This is a genomic window from Pseudomonas sp. LBUM1658 (genome assembly GCF_059716055.1).
On the sequence record NZ_CP166798.1, the window covers coordinates 5,512,744 to 5,532,881 of the forward strand.

Below are 20,138 nucleotides of genomic sequence, written 5' to 3' on the forward strand. Positions count from 1 at the left end.
GGATCTCAACCCTTGAGCGCTTTCTTTGGGTAGATATCGTAGCGGCTGGACTTGCCGTCCAGCGAATGGCTCGGCTTGGGTCCTTCAATACACGGCGCTTTACGGGGACGTTTGACCACCACACGGTGACTGGCCAGCGCCAAAGCCGCTTCGAGCAGCGCCGGTGCATCGGGATCATCGCCAACCAACGGCCGGAACAGACGCATTTCCTTCTTCACCAACGCCGTTTTCTCACGATGGGGAAACATCGGATCAAGGTAGATCACCTGCGGTGGCTCGCCTTCCCAGTTGCGCATCACCTCGATCGAGTTGCCTTTGAGCAAGCGCATCCGGGAAACGATGGGCGCCACCTCGAAATCCTGGAGACCACGGGCCAGCCCGTCCTCCAGCAACGCGCCGATCAACGGCTGACGCTCGATCAGGCTCATGTCGCAGCCTAGGCTGGCCAGTACGAAAGCGTCCTTGCCGAGCCCTGCCGTGGCATCCAGCACCCGCGGGCGTACGCCCTGAGCGACGCCAACCGCCTTGGCGATCATCTGACCACTGCCACCGCCATACAGCCGTCGATGGGCAGCGCCACCTTCGACGAAGTCCACGCGCACCGGTCCCGGCGCATCCGGGCCGAGCTGTTGCAATTGCAAACCCTGCTCCGTGAGCTGTAAAGCGAACTCGGCATCGTCCATCGTCAAAGGCAGACCGAGTCGCTCGGCCCACTCCTGCGCTTGCGCGGCAGAGGCTCCGGCTAGCGCCTCGACTTTGATGCGGCAGGCCGCTGGTTGCTCAATCATGGGGAAACACGCTCAAAAAATTAATGATCGGCAAAAACTGCCGATAAAAGAACTATCAGGCATTTTGCCAGAGCTGAGCGTCGACCGAGAGAAATGTCAGACATTCGCCCCCTATCGATAGGTTTTATCTCGCCCCACGGCGACTACGGCCTGCGCAATTCCCAGGCACTGAGCGGCATCAGCCATCTGTGGCAGGATTTCTTTGCCCGGGCACTGGCCGATCAGTTGGGCGATGCGCCGAGTGTTACTGGCGAAAAACCCCAGGTCGCCATCGATGGGCCGATCGAGCCAAGTGGCGGCACTGATCTGCTCACGCAAATCGTTTCCCAACGCCTTTGCGACGTTCAGGACACCGTGATCCGCCCGCCTGAGCCGCTGTTCCTGCCGATTGCCGAATTCGAGATGGAGCTGGCCGACAAGCCGGCCATCCCGTTCCCGGCAGAAGAAATCATCGCGCAACAACAGCAGCAGAATTTCGATATCAGCTGGGTTCGGCCAATCGTGCTCAACTCCGGCCAGCCGCTGCCTGAACCCGGTCCGGCGCCGCAACCCCGTCCATTGCACCTGCCGATTGCCGAGTTCGAACTCGAGCTGTTGGACAAACCGGCCATCCCCTATCCGCCGCAAGAACTGGTCGAGCAACAGAAGCAATTCGATTTCGATAACGGCTGGGCTCGCCCGCTGATTCTGCACAACCTGCGCCTCGCCGCCTGACCCTCAGCCCTGCCTCAACGACATATCCACCACGGCCCCACGTCCAGATGAAAATGGTTGTGATGGGCGGCGTTGTAATCCGGGCTCAGCACCACACTGAAGGTATCGCAGGCCCCCTCGCGGACTTGCCGCAGAAAGCGTGCATCCGCATTTTCTTTCGGCCAATCCTTGAGCACGCTGATGGTTCGCCCATCGGCCAGACGAAACCCGGCAATGTCCAGGGCGTTGGCCGTCGCATGCTGACTGCGGGCGCCATCCTCGCGGTTGTACATATTGCGGCAGGCGAAACTGCCCAGATGCTCGACCCGCGTCACCGCTTGCCCGTACACCGCCTGCGCAGCAGGTTGCAAGGCGTGGCGCTCGAACAGCGCGAACGCCACCGCCAATGGGCAACTGGCAAGAAAACTACTGTTCAACGCCACTTCGCCGCCCTCGACGCGTAAGGTATTGCGCAACGGGCAAGCCGCCTGCGGATCGCTGTCACGCAGGCGAGTCACGCGCAAACCGGAGCTGCCTAGCGCTTGATCACACAGCGCCGGGTCGTCGCGCAAGCGCATCAACTTGAAGCGCGTCCACAGGTTCGGCGAGGCTCGCACATCCAAAGGTGCCCAGGGATTCCATGCGGCGGACAACGGCAACCAGCCACGCCAGACGCCGAGCAGCAAGCCGCCAGCGACCAGCAGCAACAGCCCGAGCACTTTCAGAAACCGCACGGCAACTCCCTATGAATCAATCCTTGAATAGCTGATTGGCTTGCTGAAACGGCATGGACTGCGCAGTAAAGGTGAAGGTCCCCCGCTCCTGAATTTCCTGGGCCGCCCGGAAGAACTCGCCATAGGCCGCCAATGCCAGGGCCGAGCCGACGCTGATGCGTTTGACACCCATCTCGCTGAGCTGCGCCACGCTCAGTTTCAGCCCGCCCGACATCAGTACATTGACCGGTTTCGGCGCCACTGCCCGGACCACCGCCAGCACCTCTTCAGCGCTGCGCAAGCTCGGTGCGTAGAGCACGTCGGCACCCGCCTCGGCATAGGCTTGCAAGCGGCGGATGGTGTCCGCGAGATCGGGTTTGCCCTGCAGGAAATTCTCGGCGCGGGCCGTCAGCATGAAGGGGAACGGCAGACTGTGGGCCGCCGCGACCGAGGCTTCGATCCGTTCGACAGAGTGCAGGAAATCATAGATGGGATCGTCGGCGTGGCCCGTGGCGTCTTCAATCGAGCCACCGACCACTCCGGCAGCCGCTGCGCGCAAGATTGCCTCCGCGCAGCCCTTGGGGCTGTCGGAGAAGCCGTTTTCCAGGTCCACCGCCACCGGCAAATCCGTTGCGCCAACAATTGCCTGGACGTTTTCCAGAGTTTCGCTCAGCGACATCGCCCCGTCCGGACGACCTCGAGAAAAGGCGAAACCGGCACTGGTGGTCGCCAACGCCCCATAGCCAAGACTGGCAAGCATCTTGGCCGAGCCGGCGTCCCACGGATTGGGGATCACGAAAGCAGTGTCACGCTCATGGAGGGCCTTGAAGGCCTGGGCACGAAGGTGTTGCGCATCCATTTTCTCGCTCCTGAACAGGGGATTGGTCCACCTCAGAGCAAGCCAAGTTGCTCCGCCGCGGGCTCTCTGTATAGCTCAGGCAGCGCCGGCAAGCCAGGCAATCGCAGCATCAGCCTGGCGTGGAAGCGCTGTGCCAGTTTAGCCGCCAGCAGATTATCGGCGGTGTGCAGGAAAATGTAAGGCGTGCGCCCTTCTTCGATCCAGCCGGCGATTTTCTCCACCCATGGCAGCAGGAACGGATCATTGGCCTCAAGCTCGGGATGGCCGATAAAGCGCACTTGGGGAAACTGGCTGAAGGCCGCCGGACGTGGCGGCACTTTGGGCTTTTTCGCTTGCGCATGCAGCACCGCCGGATCGCTCGAGGTGCAGCTGAACAAGGCCCGAGGATCGAGACAGATGCGCTCGACGCCACGGTCCAGCAACAGCCGATTGAGCATCCGCTCGGCATCGCCTTTGGCAAAGAACTCGCGATGGCGCACTTCCACTGCCAGCGGTCGTTCCAGGCCGTCGATAAAACCGGCCAACTCCGCCAGCCGCTGCGGCGCAAAGCTCGCCGGCAATTGCAGCCATAACGGTGAGACCCGCGCACCGAGCGGGCTGAGCAGTTGCAGGAAGGTCTCGGCGGCGGTCAATTGTTCGCGCAGGTCGCCGCCATGACTGATGTCGCCAGGGAACTTGGCAGTGAAGCGAAAGTGTTCGGGCATGGTCTCGGCCCAGCGCTGCACCGTGGAGGCAGCAGGACGCGCGTAGAAGGTGGTATTGCCTTCCACGGCATTGAACACTTGGGAGTACAGGCCGAGAAATTCCGCCGGCCGCGCGTTTTCCGGGTACAGGTACTCACGCCAGGCGTTTTCGCTCCAGGAAGGGCAACCGAGGTAATAAGGGAGCAGCATCAGATGTGCAGATCGAGCCCCAGCACTTCCATGTCCCAATCGACAAAACCGGCAGTGGTCAGGTAGCTGGCCAGGGCATCGGCCACGTTTTTGCTCATGGTGCGATGGAAAATCATGTCTTGCTGACGGGCCGGGAGATTAGCGGTTCGCCCGGCTGAAGTCTGAGAGCGTGCACTGAGTGGCGTATCGGCCTGCAGATCAATCTCGCCATCGAGGTCCTCACGGGACTCGTCCACCAGCGCATTGCCTTTGCGAGGCGCGCGTTTGATGGGGTAAGACTGAGATGAAAGGCCGTTTATACGCATAACTGTATGCTCGGTATCAATGATGGCAATTTAGCGGCACATCACCGACTAAGCAAATGCCCAAGTGATAAATAGAACACAGAAAACGCAAAAGGTTTAAAAGCGGGCGAAAATTGCTGGGAAAACTGATGATTGGCGGTGTTTGTCAGATCCTGTGGCGAGCGCCCCTTGTAGGAGCGAGCTTGCTCGCGATGGACTCAAGGGCGGCGCGTTTATTCAGAAAACCCGCGTTATCGTTAACGTCCATCGCGAGCAAGCTCGCTCCTACAGGGGCGCAGCGGGCGCCTCGCCACAAAAAGCTGGTCGAGTGTTACCTGGCTTTAGGCGTCGCCACTTTATCGCGCAGGTACACCGGCTGCGCTTGATCGGCGGGAATCGCCTCGCCGCGTTCCCAGGCAAACCGCGCCAGGGTCAACAGGTCTTCGGCATGGGGCAACATGCCCGCGTCCTGCCCCGTCAGATTGGCGTCGATCCGCTCGGCATAACCCCAGCCGGTACCCGCGCCGAACCACTCGCCGCTGGCGTCGGCCGGCAAAGCAGCCACTTCCGGTGGCAATACCGCTTCAGCGCCGACCAAGCGCATTTCACCGGCGATTTCTCGGTAGCAGCCCCAATACACTTCATCCATCCGCGCATCGATGGCCGCAGCGACCTGGTACGCACCGTGCTCGCGAAATGCCCGCTGGGCCAGCACTGCCAGGTTGGACACCGGCAATACCGGGCGTTCCAGAGCAAAGGCCAGCCCCTGAACCACGCCGATGGCGATGCGCACGCCAGTAAAGGCACCCGGCCCACGACCGAAGGCAATCGCATCGACTGCTTGCAGGGTGGTCCCCGCCTCGGCCAATAGCTCCTTGATCATCGGCAGCAGCTTCTGCGCATGCAGGCGCGGGATCACCTCGTAATGGCTCGTGACCTTGCCGTCATGCAGCAAGGCAACGGAGCAAGCTTCAGTCGCGGTGTCCAGGGCCAGCAAGGTACTCATCGGTGTTTCCATCGGTGTGAAAAAAGTCCGCCAGTATAAACAACAACGGCCCGCAAGCGGGCCGTTGAAGATGAAGCGTCAGCAGACTTTTCAGCTCAGCGCTTCAAGCACCTTGCCGGTGATCGCTTCAACCGAGCCGACGCCTACGATGTGGCTGTACTTCGGCTTGCCCTGGCCTTCGGCCAGATTCTGGTAGAAGGCCACCAGTGGCTTGGTCTGGGAATGGTAGACCGACAGGCGATGACGCACGGTTTCTTCGGTGTCGTCTTTGCGCTGCACCAGGTCTTCGCCGGTAACGTCGTCTTTGCCGGCTACTTTTGGCGGGTTGTAGATGGTGTGGTAAACGCGACCGCTGGCTTCGTGTACACGACGACCGGCGATACGCTGAACGATTTCTTCGTCATCGACGGCGATTTCAACCACGTGATCCAGCTCGACACCGGCCTTGACCAGTGCTTCGGCCTGCGGAATGGTGCGCGGGAAGCCGTCGAACAGGAAACCGTTGGCACAGTCGGCCTGGCTGATACGTTCCTTGACCAGGTTGATGATCAGGTCATCGGACACCAGGCCGCCGCTGTCCATCACGCTCTTGGCGATCAGGCCCAGCTCGGTGCCGGCCTTGACGGCAGCACGCAGCATGTCGCCGGTGGAGATTTGCGGGATGCCGAATTTTTCGGTGATGAACTTTGCCTGAGTACCTTTACCGGCCCCGGGAGCTCCCAGCAGAATTACGCGCATCGATGTGCTCCTCAATTTTTATTTAGATAACGTCGGATTCGCCTCGTGGGGCCAACCTCAAAATTGGATTAGTGGCCGCCCAAACGGCCAAAGGCTGATCAAGATACACAGCCGACCGGGACCACACAAGCCGCCGAAAGTAGCAGAAACCCGCGACAAATTTACCACTGCGACGAGGTGCTCCAAGTCGCAACCCCACAACAAAGTGTCGCCTGGCAGTAGCGATCACCCCGCTTGAACCGACCGTCAGGGTGATGCGCCAGGTCACTGCACACTGCCGAAAAAGCCTTTAGCCGGTATTGCGCAAACCGGCGGCAATCCCCGCCACAGACACCAGCAGCGCCTGTTCCAGCGGGCTGCCTTGCTCCGCGTCCTGTTGCCTCGAACGCTCCAGCAGTTCGGCCTGTAATAGATGCAGCGGGTCCAGGTAGGTGTTGCGCAGACGGATGAATTCAAGGGTGGCAGGGCTATGTGCCAGCAGCTGCGACTGACCGGTCAAACCCAACACCACGGCACAGGCCTGCGACAATAGGTCGCGTAAATGCGCACCCAAAGGTAGCAATTGTGGCTCTACCAACCGCTCATCGTAAGACTGCGCGATGTCCGCGTCAGCCTTGGCCAGGACCATTTCCAGCATATCGATGCGGGTGCGGAAGAACGGCCACTGTTCACGCATCTGCGCCAGCAGCTCGCCTTCACCGCGTTCCAGCGCCTTGCTCAACGCGCTTTCCCAGCCGAGCCAGGCCGGCAGCATCAAGCGCGTCTGGGTCCAGCCGAAGATCCACGGAATCGCCCGCAAACTTTCGATACCGCCAGCACGGCGTTTTGCCGGACGACTGCCCAGCGGTAAACGGCCTAGCTCTTGCTCCGGAGTCGACTGACGGAAATACTCGACGAATTGTGGATTGTCCCGCACCACGGCGCGATAGGCCTTGACCCCATCAGCCGCCAATTCATCCATCAGTACTCGCCAGGCCGGTTCCGGTGGCGGAGGCGGCAATAAGGTGGCTTCCAGCACTGCGGCCAGGTACAGGTTGAGGTTCTGCTCGGCGATATCCGGCAGTCCAAACTTGAAACGAATCATTTCTCCCTGCTCTGTGGTGCGGAAGCGCCCCGCCACCGAGCCCGGCGGTTGCGACAGGATCGCCGCGTGAGCCGGGCCACCGCCGCGTCCCACCGTGCCGCCGCGACCATGGAACAACAGCAGTTCGACCTGCTGCTCGCGACAGATGTCCACCAAGCGTTCCTGCGCCCGATACTGCGCCCAGGCCGCCGCCGTGGTGCCGGCGTCCTTGGCCGAATCGGAGTAACCGATCATCACTTCTTGCGGCCCCTGCAATCGTGAGCGATAGCCCGGCAGCAGCAACAGTTTCTCGATCACCGGGCCGGCGTTATCCAGGTCGGCGAGGGTTTCGAACAGCGGCACCACGCGCATCGGCCGCAGCACCCCGGCCTCTTTGAGCAGCAGTTGCACGGCAAGCACGTCGGAAGCCGCACCCGCCATGGAGATCACATAGGAACCCAGCGAGGCAGCCGGCGCCGCAGCAATTTCCCGGCAGGTCGCCAGCACTTCAGCGGTCTCGCCGGACGGTTTGAAATACGCTGGCAGTAATGGCCGTCTATTGTTCAGTTCTCGCATCAGGAAGCTGATGCGTTCCTCCTCGCTCCAGTCGCCATAGCGTCCCAGGCCGAGGTAATCGGTTATTTCGGTCATCGCCGAAGTATGTCGCGAAGAATCCTGACGCACATCCAGGCGCACCAGGAACAAACCGAAGGTCACCGCGCGGCGCAGACAGTCGAGCAACGGACCGTCGGCGATCACGCCCATTCCGCACTCGTGCAGCGACTGATAACAGAGCTCCAGCGGATCGAGCAGGTCACGGTTGTTCTGCAAGACATCGGTGCTCGCCACGGACGCGCCATTGAGCGATGCGTGGGCCCAGGCGCGGGTCGCCCGCAGGCGCTCACGCAACTGCTTGAGGACCGTGCGATAGGGTTCGGCGCTGTCTCCAGCCTTGGCCCGCAATTCGGCGCTGGCCTGTTGCATCGACAGCTCGGCGGCCAGATGATCGATATCTCGCAGGTACAAATCGGCGGCCATCCAGCGCGCCAGCAGCAGCACCTCGCGGGTCACCGGCGCCGTGACGTTCGGGTTGCCGTCGCGGTCGCCGCCCATCCACGAGGCGAAACGAATCGGCGCGGCTTCCAGGGGCAGGTGCAGGCCGGTTGCCGCATGCAGCGCCTTGTCCGCCTTGCGCATGTAGTTGGGGATCGCCTGCCACAGGGAATGCTCGATCACCGCAAAGCCCCACTTGGCTTCATCTACCGGCGTCGGTCGGGTGCGGCGGATTTCCTCCGTGTGCCAGGCCTCGGCGATCAACCGCTGCAAGCGCTGGCGGATCTGCTCGCGCTCGGCGGTGGTCAGATCGCGGTGATCCTGCGCCGCCAGTTGCGCGGCGATGGCATCGTATTTCTGGATCAGGGTACGCCGCGCCACTTCGGTCGGGTGCGCGGTCAGCACCAGTTCGATCTCGAGGCGGCCCAACTGCCGGGCCAGCGAGTCGGCGCTATGCCCTTCAGCGAGCAAACGGGTCAATAGCTCCGGCAATACCCGCGATTCGAATGGCGCCGGTTCCGCCTCGTCACGCCGATGAATCAATTGATACTGCTCGGCGATGTTGGCCAGGTTGAGAAACTGATTGAACGCCCGCGCCACTGGCAGCAATTCGTCCTCGCTCAACTGATTCAGGCTGGCGCTCAGTTCGGCATTCGCCGAGCCACGGCGATCGGCCTTGGCGCCCTTGCGGATCTGCTCGATCTTGTCGAGAAACGCCTCCCCGTACTGTTCACGAATAGTGTTGCCCAACAGTTCACCCAGCAGGTGTACGTCTTCGCGCAAGCGTGCATCAATATCGGTCATTCAGGTGTTCTCCAGCAGACTCGGGGCGGCTCGGAAGGCTCAAGAGTGCCGTTCGCGTCACGTTCCTACAAGCGCGCGACGAATCAACTTTAAACCTTGCGCGATAAAGCTAGTCTCAACAGTAAGCCACACAAGGGCTTGCCACCGGTTGACGCCGGTCATTCACCACTGCCTGCCACGAGCAGGTGATTATTGAGGTCGCCATGAAAATCCGTGAGCTCGCCCAACATTGGGAAGAAAATGCCAAAGGCCGCTTGACCAAGACTGCCTATACAATCCGCCTGGACGTAGAAGCCGCCGCACGCCTGGCAGCGATAGCCGAGATGTATCCCAAACGGCATCCTGAAGAACTGCTCGGCGAACTGATTGGGGCCGCGCTGGAAGAACTCGAAGCGAGCTTTCCCTACGTTAAAGGTCCGCATGTAATCGCCACCGACGAAGAAGGTGACCCGCTTTACGAAGATGTCGGCCCCACACCCCGCTTTCTCGAGTTATCACGACGCCATCTGCACGATTTGTCCGCTCAGCCAGACAAGCAAAAACACTGATTACTCCGTCCCTTCCCTGGCAGAAAATGCGTATTCCTGAGCCCGTCCAGGGCCAGGAATACCCCTGTGCGCGGCAAAAAATCCCGGTCTAGAGCCTTGTCCGTTCGGTCAAAGTTTTTTCAAGCAATTAGCCATCTTCTCTGAACTATTCAAAAAAGCCTCGGGTCACAGCCAGTACGCCATGACTGGAACGGCCGTTTAAAAAGCGCCCTTGGCCAAGCCGCCGAATCGACGTGACGGGTCCAGTACCAGGATGGAATGTGAAGCTTTTCAGGAGTTATCCAATGGAGTTGAAGACTATGAAAATCAGTACTGGCAAATCCTCGTTCCGCTACCTGCGTGGGCTGAAACTCACCGCCTTGGCACTGGGTAGCAGCCTGGTACTCGCCGGTTGTGCCGGTAATCCACCGTCCGAGCAGTACGCCGTGACGCAATCCGCGGTCAACAGCGCGGTCAGTGCTGGCGGTACCGAGTTCGCTGCGGTGGAGATGAAGTCGGCCCAGGACAAGCTCAAGCAGGCTGAACTGGCCATGCACGACAAAAATTACGATGAAGCCAAGCTTCTGGCCGAACAGGCCGAATGGGATGCTCGCGTAGCCGAGCGTAAAGCCCAGGCCAGCAAAGCCGAGCAAGCCCTCAAGGACTCCGAGAAAGGTGTTCAGGAACTACGTCAGGAAGGCATGCGCAGCGTGCAGTAAGCACCTCGCGACCTCGTAAAGCCTGCACCCTTAATAGATGAAAAGGACGAACTATTATGCGTAAGCAACTGATGATCCCTGCCCTTCTGGCTCTGAGCGTTGGCCTGGCGGCCTGCTCTTCACAACCCAACGTGAATCTTGAGCAAGCCCGGACCAACTACTCGGCGCTGCAAGCCAATCCACAAGCCAGCAAGGTTGCGGCCCTGGAAACCAAAGACGCCAGCGAGTGGCTGGACAAGGCCGACCAGGCGTATCAGAACAAGGCAGACCAGGCGAAAGTCGATCAACTCGCCTACCTGACCAATCAACGAGTGGAAGTGGCCAAGCAGACCATCAGCCTGCGCGCCGCTGAAGCCAACCTGAAAAATTCCGCGGCCCAGCGCGCTCAGGCGCGTTTGGATGCCCGCGACGCGCAGATCAAGCAACTGCAAAACAGCCTCAACGCCAAGCAGACCGATCGCGGCACCCTGGTCACTTTCGGTGACGTGCTGTTCGCCACCAACAAGGCGGACCTGAAGTCCAGCGGCCTGGTCAACATCAACAAGCTGGCGCAATTCCTCTCGGAAAACCCCGACCGTAAAGTAATAGTCGAAGGCTACACCGACGCCACCGGTTCAGAGGCCTACAACCAGTCGCTGTCCGAGCGCCGCGCCGGCTCGGTACGCATGGCCCTGGTGAAAATGGGCGTAGACCCTGCGCGCATCGTCGCCCAAGGGTATGGCAAGGAATACCCGGTTGCCGAAAACGCCAGCGTTTCCGGCCGCGCCATGAATCGCCGTGTGGAAGTCACCATTTCCAACGACAACCAGCCAGTCATTCCTCGTTCGGCGATCAGTTCCAACTGATGTTCTGGAACTGTCTCTATAGTTAATTCCTAAGCAGCAAATAATCCGGAGTCCGATATGGGCTCCGGATTTTTTATGTCTGAACGTCGCCCCTCTTCCGTTCGATTACCGCCCAAAACCCGCCACGGCCAATTGAACCGCTCCGACCATCCAACGCACCATTCCCTCGCACCGCCAACAACCAATAACAACAGGTTCGACCCCATGACTGCGCGCCCTGCCCGCTCCGGCTGATCCGGCCCGATCTTCCCACCCAGTTCAACTACTTGTCTGCGACCCGAGGTTGCGGCAGCGCCCTGCTTCATCCCTAACAATTAGAGAGCCCGATCACCATGAAGCCATTCACCTCTTACTCAGCTACTGCGCCCGCCGTGATGTTCATCGCGCTGGCGAGCACGGCATTGCCGGTCATGGCCGAGGAGTCCGGCTTTCTCGAAGGCGCCAAGGTCAACCTGAACCTGCGCAATTTCTACCTCAACCGCAACTTCACCAACCCGACCAAGACCCAGGGCAAGGCCGAAGAATGGACCCAGAGTTTCATCCTTGATGCCAGGTCCGGGTTCACTCAGGGTACGCTTGGTTTTGGCGTGGACGTGCTCGGTCTGTACTCGTTGAAACTCGACGGCGGACGCGGTACCGGCGGAACACAGTTGCTGCCGCTGGATCACGACGGACGCCCGGCGGACAATTTCGGCCGACTGGGGGTGGCCTTCAAGGCGAAGCTGTCCCAGACCGAATTGAAAGTCGGCGAATGGATGCCGGTGTTGCCGATCCTGCGTTCCGATGATGGGCGTTCGTTGCCACAGACCTTCCGTGGTGGCCAGATCACCTCAAAGGAAATCGACGGTCTGACGCTATACGGCGGCCAGTTCCGCGCCAACAGCCCGCGTGACGACAGCAGCATGAGCGACATGTCGATGACCGGCAAAGCCGGGTTCACTTCCGACCGTTTCAACTTTGAAGGCGCCGAATACGCCTTCAATGAAAAACGCACCCAGATCGGTCTGTGGAACGCCGAACTCCAGGACATCTACAGCCAGCAATACCTCAACCTGACCCACACTCAGCCCCTGGGTGACTGGACCCTGGGCGCCAATCTGGGGTTCTTCTATGGCAAGGAGGACGGCAGCGCGCTGGCCGGCGATCTGGACAACAAGACCTGGTCCGGGCTGTTCTCGGCCAAATACCGCGGCCACACTTTCTATGTCGGCCTGCAGAAAGTCAGCGGCGACAGCCCCTGGATGCGGGTTAACGGCACCAGTGGCGGCACCCTGGCCAACGACAGCTACAACTCAAGCTATGACAACGCCCGGGAAAAATCCTGGCAGCTGCGCCATGACTACAACTTCGTCGCCATGGGCGTGCCCGGCCTGACCCTGATGAACCGCTACATCAGCGGCGACACTGTGCACACCGGGACCATCACCGACGGCAAGGAATGGGGCCGCGAGACCGAACTGGCCTACACCGTGCAAAGCGGCGCACTGAAAAATCTCAATCTCAAATGGCGCAACTCGAGCATCCGCCGCGACTACAGCAACAATGAGTTCGATGAGAACCGGGTGATCGTCAGCTACCCGATCAGCTTGCTGTAAGCCACAAACAGCTTCGCGGGCAAGATCGCCAAGATCGCAGCCTGCGGCAGCTCCTACACCGACCGCATACACCGTGACCAAAGGTGTACGCAAATCCTGTAGGAGCTGCCGCAGGCTGCGATCTTTTGGGAACACCCCGAGATTGCCGCCCCGGATTATTCCCTCGACTCAACCCCCAACTCATCCCACACCGACTCCGCCAGGTGGAAGGTCGCGTTGGCCGCTGGAATGCCGCAGTAGATCGCGCTCTGCATCAGCACTTCCTTGATCTCGGCGCGGGTTACGCCATTGCTGGCGGCCGCGCGCAGATGCAGTTTGAGCTCTTCATTGCGGTTCATGCCGATCAGCATGGCAATGGTGATCAGGCTGCGGGTGTGCCGAGGCAGGCCCGGGCGGGTCCAGATATCGCCCCATGCATGGCGGGTGATCATTTCCTGGAACTCCGAGTTGAACTCGGTCAGGGCATTGAGGCTGCGGTCGACATGGGCATCGCCGAGGACCGCGCGGCGCACCTGCAGGCCTTCGTCATAACGTTGTTTCTCGTCCATGGACAGCTCCTTAGACGCCGTCTTCACTAATAGAAAGCTCAGCTAACAGGAATTCCAGCACCCGGTCACTGAACGCAGCGCCGGCCTGGACGTTGGACAGGTGCGCGGCATAGAACTCGGCGTATTCGGCGCCCGGCACCTGTTCTTGAATAAAGTGCCCGCCCGCTGCTGGGGTGACCGCATCTTCAGTGCCGCAAATCACCAGCGTCGGGACCTTGATCGACGACAGTTGCTCGCGGAAATCGGCATCGCGCACCGCCGCGCAATTGGCGGCATAGCCTTGCGGTGAGGTGGCGGCGAGCATGTCGGTGATCTGCTTGGCCTGCTGCGGATTGGCTTCGGCAAAGTCCGCGGTGAACCAGCGGGCAATCGACGCATCGCGCAGTGCAACCATAGCTGCCGGACCATCACGCAACACGGTTTCGATCCGTGGATTCCACACCGAAGGATCACCGATTTTCGCCGCGGTGTTGCACACCACCAGCTTGCGCAGACGCTCGCCAGCATTGATCCCCAGCCACTGGCCGATCAGCCCGCCCATGGATAAGCCACAGAAATGTGCCCGTTCGATATGCAAGGCATCCAGCAGCGCCAGCACGTCCTGGCCCAATTGCTCGATGCTGTACGGCCCTGGCGTCACCAGCGAACGACCATGGCCGCGGGTGTCGAAACGCAGCACCCGGAAATGCTCGGCAAAGGCCGGAATCTGCAGGTCCCACATGTGCAGATCGGTACCCAGCGAGTTGGACAGCACCAGCACCGGCGCATCTTCCGGGCCGTCGAGTTGATAGTTCAGTTCGCCATCGGCGAGTTGTACGAATCCCACAGCAGTCTCCTTCATGCGCTCAAGGCAAAATGTTCAGCCACGGCTCGCTCGACCCAGGTATGGGCCTGACCGAGGTAGTGGGCAGGGTCCAGCAGATGATCGAGTTCATCGGCCGATAGTTGAGCGGTCACTTGCGGCTCATCGCCGAGGACCGCACGCAAGTGGCGCTGCTCGGCGACCGCGCGCTTGCAGCAGTGTTCGAGCAGGTGATGAGCCGTATCGCGGCCCACCCGTTGGGCGAGGACAATGCTCACCGCTTCGGCCAGCACCAGCCCCTGAGTCAGCTCGAGGTTCTTCGCCATGCGCTCGGCATCGACCTCCAGCCCTTCAGTCACCAGCAGGGCTTGCTGCAAGGCACCGGACACCAGGCAGCAAATTTCCGGCAGGGTTTCCCATTCGGCATGCCACAGGCCGAGGCTGCGTTCGTGTTCCTGGGGCATGGCGCTGAACAGCGTCGCCAGCAGGCCCGGGACCCGGGTCGCGGCGCCGATCAGCACTGCTGCACCCACCGGATTGCGTTTGTGCGGCATGGTCGATGAACCACCCTTGCCCGGCGCCGCAGGTTCGAACACCTCCGCGGCCTCGGTCTGCATCAGCAGGCTGATGTCGCGACCGAGCTTGCCCAGGCTGCCGGCGATCAGCCCCAGCACCGCGCCGAACTCCACCAGTCGATCGCGCTGGGTGTGCCAGGGCTGTTCCGGCAGCGCCAGTTGCAGTTCCTGCGCCAGCGCTTCGGCAATCGGCATTGCTTGCTCACCGAGCGCCGCGAGGGTCCCGGAAGCGCCGCCGAATTGCAGCACCAGCAGACGCGGTTTGAGTTCCTGCAGGCGTTGGCGGCTGCGGGTCACGGCCCCCAGCCAGCCGGCGATTTTCATGCCCAGGGTCACGGGTGTCGCGTGTTGCAGCCAGGTGCGTCCGGCCAATGGCGTCGCCACATAGCGTTGCGCCTGGGTTGCCAGGCTCTCGCCGAGTCGCGCCAGTTGAGCCTCGATCAACAGCAAGGCGCTGCGCAGTTGCAGCACCAGACCGGTGTCCATCACGTCCTGGCTGGTGGCCCCCAGATGCACATAACGCTCGGCTTCGACGTCTTGGCTGGCGATCTGTTTGCCCAGCGCCTTGACCAGCGGGATCGCCGAATTGCCCGCCGTGGCAATCGCCTCGCCGAGCGCGAAGAAGTCGTAGTGTTCTGCCCGGCACGCCGCTTCGATAGGCATGACCGCTGTCTGCGGAATCAATCCGACCCGCGCCTGCGCCCGGGCCAGCGCCGCTTCGAAATCGAGCATCGCCTGTACCCGGCCCTGATCGCAAAACACTTCACGCATATCGCGGGCAGTGAAGTAGGCATCGAACAATTGATTGCTCGGTCGTTCGCTCATAAACAATCCCTTGGAGGCGTGCACCCGCAACGGGCGCACGCGGACAGATCAAAGATCGTGGTGCAGATAAGCCGCCTGTTTTGGCAGACGCAAGCTGAACAGGAAGGCCACCGCCATCATCGCCGTGACGTACCAGTAGAAACTGTTCTCCATGCCCATGGTTTTCAAGCCCAGGGCCACGTATTCCGCCGAACCTCCGAATACTGCGTTCGCCACCGCATAAGCCAAGCCTACCCCCAATGCCCGAACCTGTGCCGGGAACATTTCGGCTTTCACCAGACCGCTGATGGAGGTGTAGAAACTGACAATCGCCAGCGCCAGGGTGATCAGCACAAAGGCCATGAACGGGTTGGTCACGGTTTTCAGGGTCAGCAGAATCGGCACGGTGAACAAGGTGCCCAGCGCACCGAACCAGAGCATCGAGTTACGTCGGCCAATCTTGTCGGCGAGCATGCCGAACAGCGGCTGCATGCACATATAAAGGAAGAGTGCGCCGGTCATGATGTAGCTGGCGGTCTTGGCGTGCATCCCGGCGGTGTTCACCAGGTACTTCTGCATGTAGGTAGTAAAGGTGTAGAAAGCCAGCGGGGGCAAGCCCCCTCCCCACAAAAAGCCCCCTCTCCACTATCCCCACATCACAGAAAGCACAGTGCACTCAGTAATCGAAAAACACCGTCTCGGCATCCGTGCCCTGCAGGATCACATTCCACTGATAAGTGCCTGAGGCATCCGCCTTGGCCAGCAGTGTGTCGCGGCGTTCTGCCGGTACGCATTCGAGCAGCGGGTCGGCGATGTTGGCCGGTTCGCCGTCGAAGTAGATGCGCGTCAGCAGGTGTTTGACCAGCCCGCGAGCGAACACCAGCACCACCAGATGCGGGGCCTGGGTCGTGCCATTGAGGCCCGGCACAGTGCCTGGCTTGATGGTGGTGAAACGGAAGCGTCCTTCGGCGTCCACTGGCACCCGGCCAAAGCCTTCGAAGTTCGGGTCCAGGGGTTTGTCCTGATCGTCTTCGGCATGCCGGTACTTGCCGGCAGCATTGGCTTGCCAGACTTCCAGCATTGCATCGTTGACGAAGTCGCCGTTGCCATCGACGACCTGCCCGGTAATCGCCGCACGCTCGCCGAGGGTCTCGGGAGTGGTCAGGTTTTCACGGTTCAGCCAGGTCAGGCCGATGTGGTAGTACGGGCCGACGGTGTGTGAAGTGGTCGCTGTGAGCGTCATCTTATTTCTCCATCGGCGTGGCTTCACGGCCGCGCAATACGATGTCCCAGCGATAACCGAGGGCATAGGAAGGGATGGTTTTTTCCAGATCGAAACTGGCGATCAAACGCTCTTTGGCGCTGGTATCGGGTACGCAGTTGTAGATCGGGTCGTAGGCCAGCAACGGATCGCCGGGGAAATACATCTGGGTTACCAGGCGCGTGAGGATGCTTGGGCCGAACAGCGAAAAATGAATATGCGCCGGGCGCCAGGCGTTGTGGTGGTTGCCCCACGGGTAGGCACCGGGCTTGATGGTCTGGAACTGGTACCAGCCATCCGCGTCGGTAACGGTGCGGCCGGTACCGGTGAAGTTCGGGTCCAGTGGCGCATCGTGCAGGTCGCGGTCATGGTTGTAGCGACCGGCAGCGTTAGCCTGCCAGATCTCTACCAGAATCCCCGGCACCGGCAGACCGTCTTCATCCAGCACGCGACCGTGAATGATGATTCGCTCACCGAGTGGCTCACCCTTATGCTGGGCGGTCAGGTCGTTATCCAGGTCTTGCAGGTACTCGGCGCCGATGGTCGGGCCGGTGATTTCCGACAACGAATGGGGCAAAAACACCAAGGGCTTTGACGGCGAGCGGCTGTTGGTGGATTTGTAGGCCGGGTGCAGATACTCCGGCTGGGTGCCCGCTTGCGGGCGACGGTAACCAGGCTTGTCAGTCATGGAGCACTCCTCTTTCTTGTTAGCGAACGCGTCAAACGCGTTCGATCGCCAAAGCCAGGCCCTGGCCGACGCCGACACACATGGTCGCCAGGCCTTTTTTGCCGCCAGTCGTTTCCAGATGGTGCAACGCGGTCAGCACCAGTCGTGCCCCGCTCATGCCCAACGGGTGACCCAGGGCAATGGCGCCGCCGTTCGGGTTGACCTGCGCGGCGTCATCGGCCAGACCCAGTTCACGCAGCACCGCCAGGCCCTGGCTGGCGAACGCTTCGTTAAGTTCGATCACGTCGAAATCGCTGACAGCCAGCCCCAGGCGCTCGGTCAATTTACGTACCGCCGGCACCGGGCCTATGCCCATCACCCGTGGCGCAACACCGGCACTGGCCATGCCCAACACCCTGGCGCGGGCGGTCAGGCCATGTTTCTTCACGGCTTCGGCCGAGGCCAGGATCAACGCCGCAGCACCATCATTGACGCCCGAGGCGTTGCCGGCGGTGACGGTTTTGTCCGGGCCGTTCACTGGCTTGAGTTTGCTCAGGGTTTCCAGCGAGGTTTCAGCGCGCGGGTGCTCGTCCTGCTCGACCACGCTCTCGCCCTTCTTGTGGGCAATGCGCACCGGGACGATTTCTTCAGCAAAGAACCCGGCGGCTTGCGCGGCCGCAGTCCGTTGCTGACTGCGCAAGGCGAAAGCGTCCTGATCGGCGCGGGAAATCCGGTAATCATCAGCGACGTTGTCGGCGGTCTGCGGCATCGCATCGACGCCGTATTGGGCCTTCATCAGCGGGTTGATAAAGCGCCAGCCGATGGTGGTGTCTTCCAGCTTCATGTTGCGCGAGAACGCCGCGTCAGCCTTGCCCATGACAAAGGGTGCGCGAGACATCGACTCGACGCCGCCGGCTATCGCCAGCTCCATCTCACCGCTGGCAATCGCCCGGAACGCGGTACCGATGGCGTCCATGCCCGAAGCGCAGAGACGGTTGAGGGTCACGCCGGGAATGCTTTCTGGAAGACCGGCCAACAGCAGCGCCATGCGCGCGACATTGCGGTTGTCTTCGCCGGCCTGGTTGGCGCAGCCGAGAAACACCTCGTCCACCGCGTTCCAGTCCACTGAAGGGTTGCGCTCCATCAGCGCCTTGATCGGCACAGCGGCCAGGTCGTCGGCACGGACAGCCGCCAGGCCGCCACCGAAACGGCCGATGGGGGTGCGGATCGCGTCACAGATAAAGACTTCGCGCATCAGGCTTCTCCCGGTGCTTGGCCATGGGCCGCCGCGGTGCGTGCTTCGAGATCACGCAAAGCGGTGAGCTCGACTTCAGTCGGTTCGGCGGTGTGCTCGACCTGATCGGCGAAGCGCACGGCCCAACCGGTGGCGGCAATCACCTGCTCGCGGGTCACACCCGGGTGCAGCGCGGTGACCACGAATTCGTGGCTGCCGGCTTCCGGTTCCATAATGCACAGGTCGGTGATGATCCCCACCGGTCCGGCGCCTGGCAAGCCGAGACGTTGACGCGAATCGCCGCCTTCGCCATGACCGACCGAGGTAATGAAATCGAGCTTGTCGACAAACGAGCGCGCCGACTGTTTGAGGATGATCAGCACACTTTTCGCCGAACCGGCGATCTCCGGCGCGCCACCGGCACCGGGCAGGCGGACTTTCGGCTGGTGATAGTCGCCGACTACGGTGGTGTTGATGTTGCCGAAGCGGTCGACCTGTGCGGCCCCGAGGAAGCCGACGTCGATGCGCCCGCCCTGCAGCCAATAGCGAAAAATCTCTCCGGTCGCTACGACGGTGTCAGCGGTTTCAGCCAGTTCGCCATCACCGATCGACAGCGGCAGTACAGTTGGCTTGGCGCCAATCGGGCCGGATTCGTAGATCAGCACCACGTCCGGCGAGGAGGTCAGCCGCGCCAGGTTGGCGGCCTTGGAAGGCAGACCGATGCCGACGAAGCATACCGAACCATTCTTCAACCGGCGGGCGGCGGCGACGGTCATCATTTCATTGGTGGAGTAAGTCATTATTTGGCCTCCGAAGCACGGGCCAGCTTGGCCTGGAATTCACTGAAATCAGCGCTGCCATGGATGTATTCGTTGATCCAGGCGGTGAAGGTTTCGCGGTCGCGGGCAATCGCATCCCAAGCCTGGTAGAAACGGTTGTCACGCTCGGTGTATCCGTGAGCGTAGGACGGATGCGCACCACCCGGCACGTGGCACACAGCGCTCAGGGCCCAGGTTGGCAACACGCAGGCGTTCATCGGCGCCTTCAAGTCATCGACGATTTCTTCCACGGTGACGATGCAGCGTTTGGCCGCCAGTGCCGCTTCCTTCTGCACGCCGAGGATGCCCCAGAGCAACACATTGCCTTTGCGGTCGGCTTTCTGGGCGTGGATCACGGTGATATCCGGGCGCACCGAAGGCACCGCCGCCAGTACTTCACCGGTGAATGGGCAGGTCACGCTTTTGATCAAGGGATTGACCTTCGGCAGGTCGGAACCGGCGTAGGCGCGCAATACCGCGAACGGCAGGCCAGAGGCACCCGCCACGTAGGCATTGGCCAGGTCGGCGTGACTGTGTTCTTCGATCTCCAGCGCGTGCGGCCATTGTTTCTCGACCGCGTCACGCAGACGGTGCAGCGAGCCCACACCCGGGTTACCGCCCCAGGAGAAAATCAACTTGCGAGCACAACCGGCACCGATCAGCTGGTCGTAGACCAGGTCAGGCGTCATCCGCACCAGGGTCAGGTCTTTCTTGCCCTGGCGAATGATTTCATGACCCGCCGCTGTCGGGATCAGGTGAGTGAAGCCTTCGAGCGCGACGGTATCGCCGTCGTTGACGAACTGCTTCACCGCGTCATGCAGCGAAAGGATTTCAGCCATGGAGTGGACT

At 61.2% G+C, this 20,138-nt stretch carries 21 protein-coding genes and 1 pseudogene; 5 read left to right on the forward strand and 17 right to left on the reverse strand.

Features of this window, described 5'->3' with window-relative positions:
* Positions 1-5: 5 nt before the first annotated feature.
* Positions 6-788 (reverse strand): class I SAM-dependent methyltransferase, encoded by a 783-nt coding sequence (locus tag ACA064_RS25460; RefSeq protein ID WP_497670598.1) that lies wholly within the window; start codon positions 786-788, stop codon positions 6-8.
* A 93-nt stretch (positions 789-881) separates the two neighbouring features.
* On the opposite strand from ACA064_RS25460, the gene ACA064_RS25465 reads away from it, so the two are divergent.
* The gene (locus tag ACA064_RS25465) at positions 882-1,502 is read left to right on the forward strand and encodes an energy transducer TonB (protein WP_497670599.1); all 621 of its coding nucleotides are present in this window, start codon (positions 882-884) and stop codon (positions 1,500-1,502) included.
* A 14-nt stretch (positions 1,503-1,516) separates the two neighbouring features.
* On the opposite strand, the gene ACA064_RS25470 is transcribed toward ACA064_RS25465, so the two are convergent.
* The 7 genes from ACA064_RS25470 to ppc form a co-directional block, all read right to left on the reverse strand.
* Complete coding sequence (locus ACA064_RS25470; protein ID WP_497670600.1) at positions 1,517-2,215, reverse strand: extensin-like domain-containing protein; 699 nt, start codon at positions 2,213-2,215, stop codon at positions 1,517-1,519.
* A 16-nt stretch (positions 2,216-2,231) separates the two neighbouring features.
* A complete protein-coding gene (locus ACA064_RS25475) occupies positions 2,232-3,053 on the reverse strand; it encodes an isocitrate lyase/PEP mutase family protein (protein ID WP_497670601.1) in 822 nt (273 codons plus the stop codon).
* Between the two features lie 32 nt (positions 3,054-3,085).
* Positions 3,086-3,946: a DUF72 domain-containing protein gene (locus ACA064_RS25480; RefSeq protein ID WP_497670602.1), complete on the reverse strand. Its 861-nt coding sequence runs from the start codon at positions 3,944-3,946 to the stop codon at positions 3,086-3,088.
* Positions 3,946-4,251, reverse strand: coding sequence for a hypothetical protein (locus ACA064_RS25485; RefSeq protein ID WP_497670603.1), 306 nt, complete (start codon positions 4,249-4,251; stop codon positions 3,946-3,948). Before ACA064_RS25485 ends, ACA064_RS25480 begins: the two co-directional genes overlap by 1 nt.
* Before the next feature lie 310 nt (positions 4,252-4,561).
* Positions 4,562-5,236 carry a tRNA (adenosine(37)-N6)-threonylcarbamoyltransferase complex dimerization subunit type 1 TsaB gene (gene tsaB, locus ACA064_RS25490; RefSeq protein ID WP_497670604.1) on the reverse strand — a complete coding sequence of 225 codons (675 nt, stop codon included), beginning with the start codon at positions 5,234-5,236 and terminating at the stop codon, positions 4,562-4,564.
* Positions 5,237-5,326: 90 nt separating this feature from the next.
* Positions 5,327-5,974, reverse strand: coding sequence for an adenylate kinase (gene adk, locus ACA064_RS25495; RefSeq protein ID WP_150641599.1), 648 nt, complete (start codon positions 5,972-5,974; stop codon positions 5,327-5,329).
* Between the two features lie 289 nt (positions 5,975-6,263).
* A complete protein-coding gene (gene ppc, locus ACA064_RS25500) occupies positions 6,264-8,894 on the reverse strand; it encodes a phosphoenolpyruvate carboxylase (RefSeq protein WP_497670605.1) in 2,631 nt (876 codons plus the stop codon).
* 203 nt (positions 8,895-9,097) lie between these two features.
* Between ppc and ACA064_RS25505 the strand changes: the two genes are divergently transcribed.
* The 4 genes from ACA064_RS25505 (at position 9,098) to ACA064_RS25520 (ending at position 12,580) form a co-directional block, all read left to right on the forward strand.
* The gene (locus ACA064_RS25505) at positions 9,098-9,442 is read left to right on the forward strand and encodes a pilin assembly protein (protein WP_497670606.1); all 345 of its coding nucleotides are present in this window, start codon (positions 9,098-9,100) and stop codon (positions 9,440-9,442) included.
* A 284-nt stretch (positions 9,443-9,726) separates the two neighbouring features.
* Positions 9,727-10,140, forward strand: coding sequence for a DUF4398 domain-containing protein (locus ACA064_RS25510; protein WP_497670607.1), 414 nt, complete (start codon positions 9,727-9,729; stop codon positions 10,138-10,140).
* Positions 10,141-10,196: 56 nt separating this feature from the next.
* Positions 10,197-10,985 carry a lipotoxin F family OmpA-related lipoprotein LptF gene (gene lptF, locus ACA064_RS25515; RefSeq protein WP_497670608.1) on the forward strand — a complete coding sequence of 263 codons (789 nt, stop codon included), beginning with the start codon at positions 10,197-10,199 and terminating at the stop codon, positions 10,983-10,985.
* 332 nt (positions 10,986-11,317) lie between these two features.
* Positions 11,318-12,580 carry an OprD family porin gene (locus ACA064_RS25520; RefSeq protein WP_497670609.1) on the forward strand — a complete coding sequence of 421 codons (1,263 nt, stop codon included), beginning with the start codon at positions 11,318-11,320 and terminating at the stop codon, positions 12,578-12,580.
* 155 nt (positions 12,581-12,735) lie between these two features.
* Here the strand turns inward: ACA064_RS25520 and pcaC are convergent, their stop codons facing one another.
* The 9 genes and pseudogenes from pcaC to ACA064_RS25565 form a co-directional block, all read right to left on the reverse strand.
* Positions 12,736-13,128 (reverse strand): 4-carboxymuconolactone decarboxylase, encoded by a 393-nt coding sequence (gene pcaC / locus ACA064_RS25525; RefSeq protein ID WP_150803589.1) that lies wholly within the window; start codon positions 13,126-13,128, stop codon positions 12,736-12,738.
* A 10-nt stretch (positions 13,129-13,138) separates the two neighbouring features.
* Positions 13,139-13,954 (reverse strand): 3-oxoadipate enol-lactonase, encoded by an 816-nt coding sequence (gene pcaD / locus ACA064_RS25530; protein WP_497670610.1) that lies wholly within the window; start codon positions 13,952-13,954, stop codon positions 13,139-13,141.
* 11 nt (positions 13,955-13,965) lie between these two features.
* Positions 13,966-15,330, reverse strand: a complete 1,365-nt coding sequence (locus ACA064_RS25535; protein ID WP_497670611.1) for a 3-carboxy-cis,cis-muconate cycloisomerase — start codon at positions 15,328-15,330, stop codon at positions 13,966-13,968.
* Between the two features lie 48 nt (positions 15,331-15,378).
* Positions 15,379-15,915 (reverse strand): annotated as a pseudogene (locus tag ACA064_RS25540) (MFS transporter); the annotation flags it as partial.
* Between the two features lie 70 nt (positions 15,916-15,985).
* Complete coding sequence (gene pcaG / locus ACA064_RS25545) at positions 15,986-16,552, reverse strand: protocatechuate 3,4-dioxygenase subunit alpha (protein WP_497670612.1); 567 nt, start codon at positions 16,550-16,552, stop codon at positions 15,986-15,988.
* 1 nt (position 16,553) lies between these two features.
* Positions 16,554-17,258, reverse strand: a complete 705-nt coding sequence (pcaH, locus tag ACA064_RS25550) for a protocatechuate 3,4-dioxygenase subunit beta (RefSeq protein WP_497670613.1) — start codon at positions 17,256-17,258, stop codon at positions 16,554-16,556.
* A 31-nt stretch (positions 17,259-17,289) separates the two neighbouring features.
* On the reverse strand, positions 17,290-18,495 hold the full coding sequence (gene pcaF / locus ACA064_RS25555; protein WP_497674326.1) for a 3-oxoadipyl-CoA thiolase: 1,206 nt from the start codon (positions 18,493-18,495) through the stop codon (positions 17,290-17,292).
* Complete coding sequence (locus ACA064_RS25560) at positions 18,492-19,274, reverse strand: CoA-transferase subunit beta (RefSeq protein ID WP_497674327.1); 783 nt, start codon at positions 19,272-19,274, stop codon at positions 18,492-18,494. The genes pcaF and ACA064_RS25560 overlap by 4 nt, the downstream gene beginning before the upstream one ends.
* On the reverse strand, positions 19,271-20,128 hold the full coding sequence (locus ACA064_RS25565) for a CoA transferase subunit A (RefSeq protein WP_150803597.1): 858 nt from the start codon (positions 20,126-20,128) through the stop codon (positions 19,271-19,273). Before ACA064_RS25565 ends, ACA064_RS25560 begins: the two co-directional genes overlap by 4 nt.
* Between the last annotated feature and the right edge of the window lie 10 nt (positions 20,129-20,138).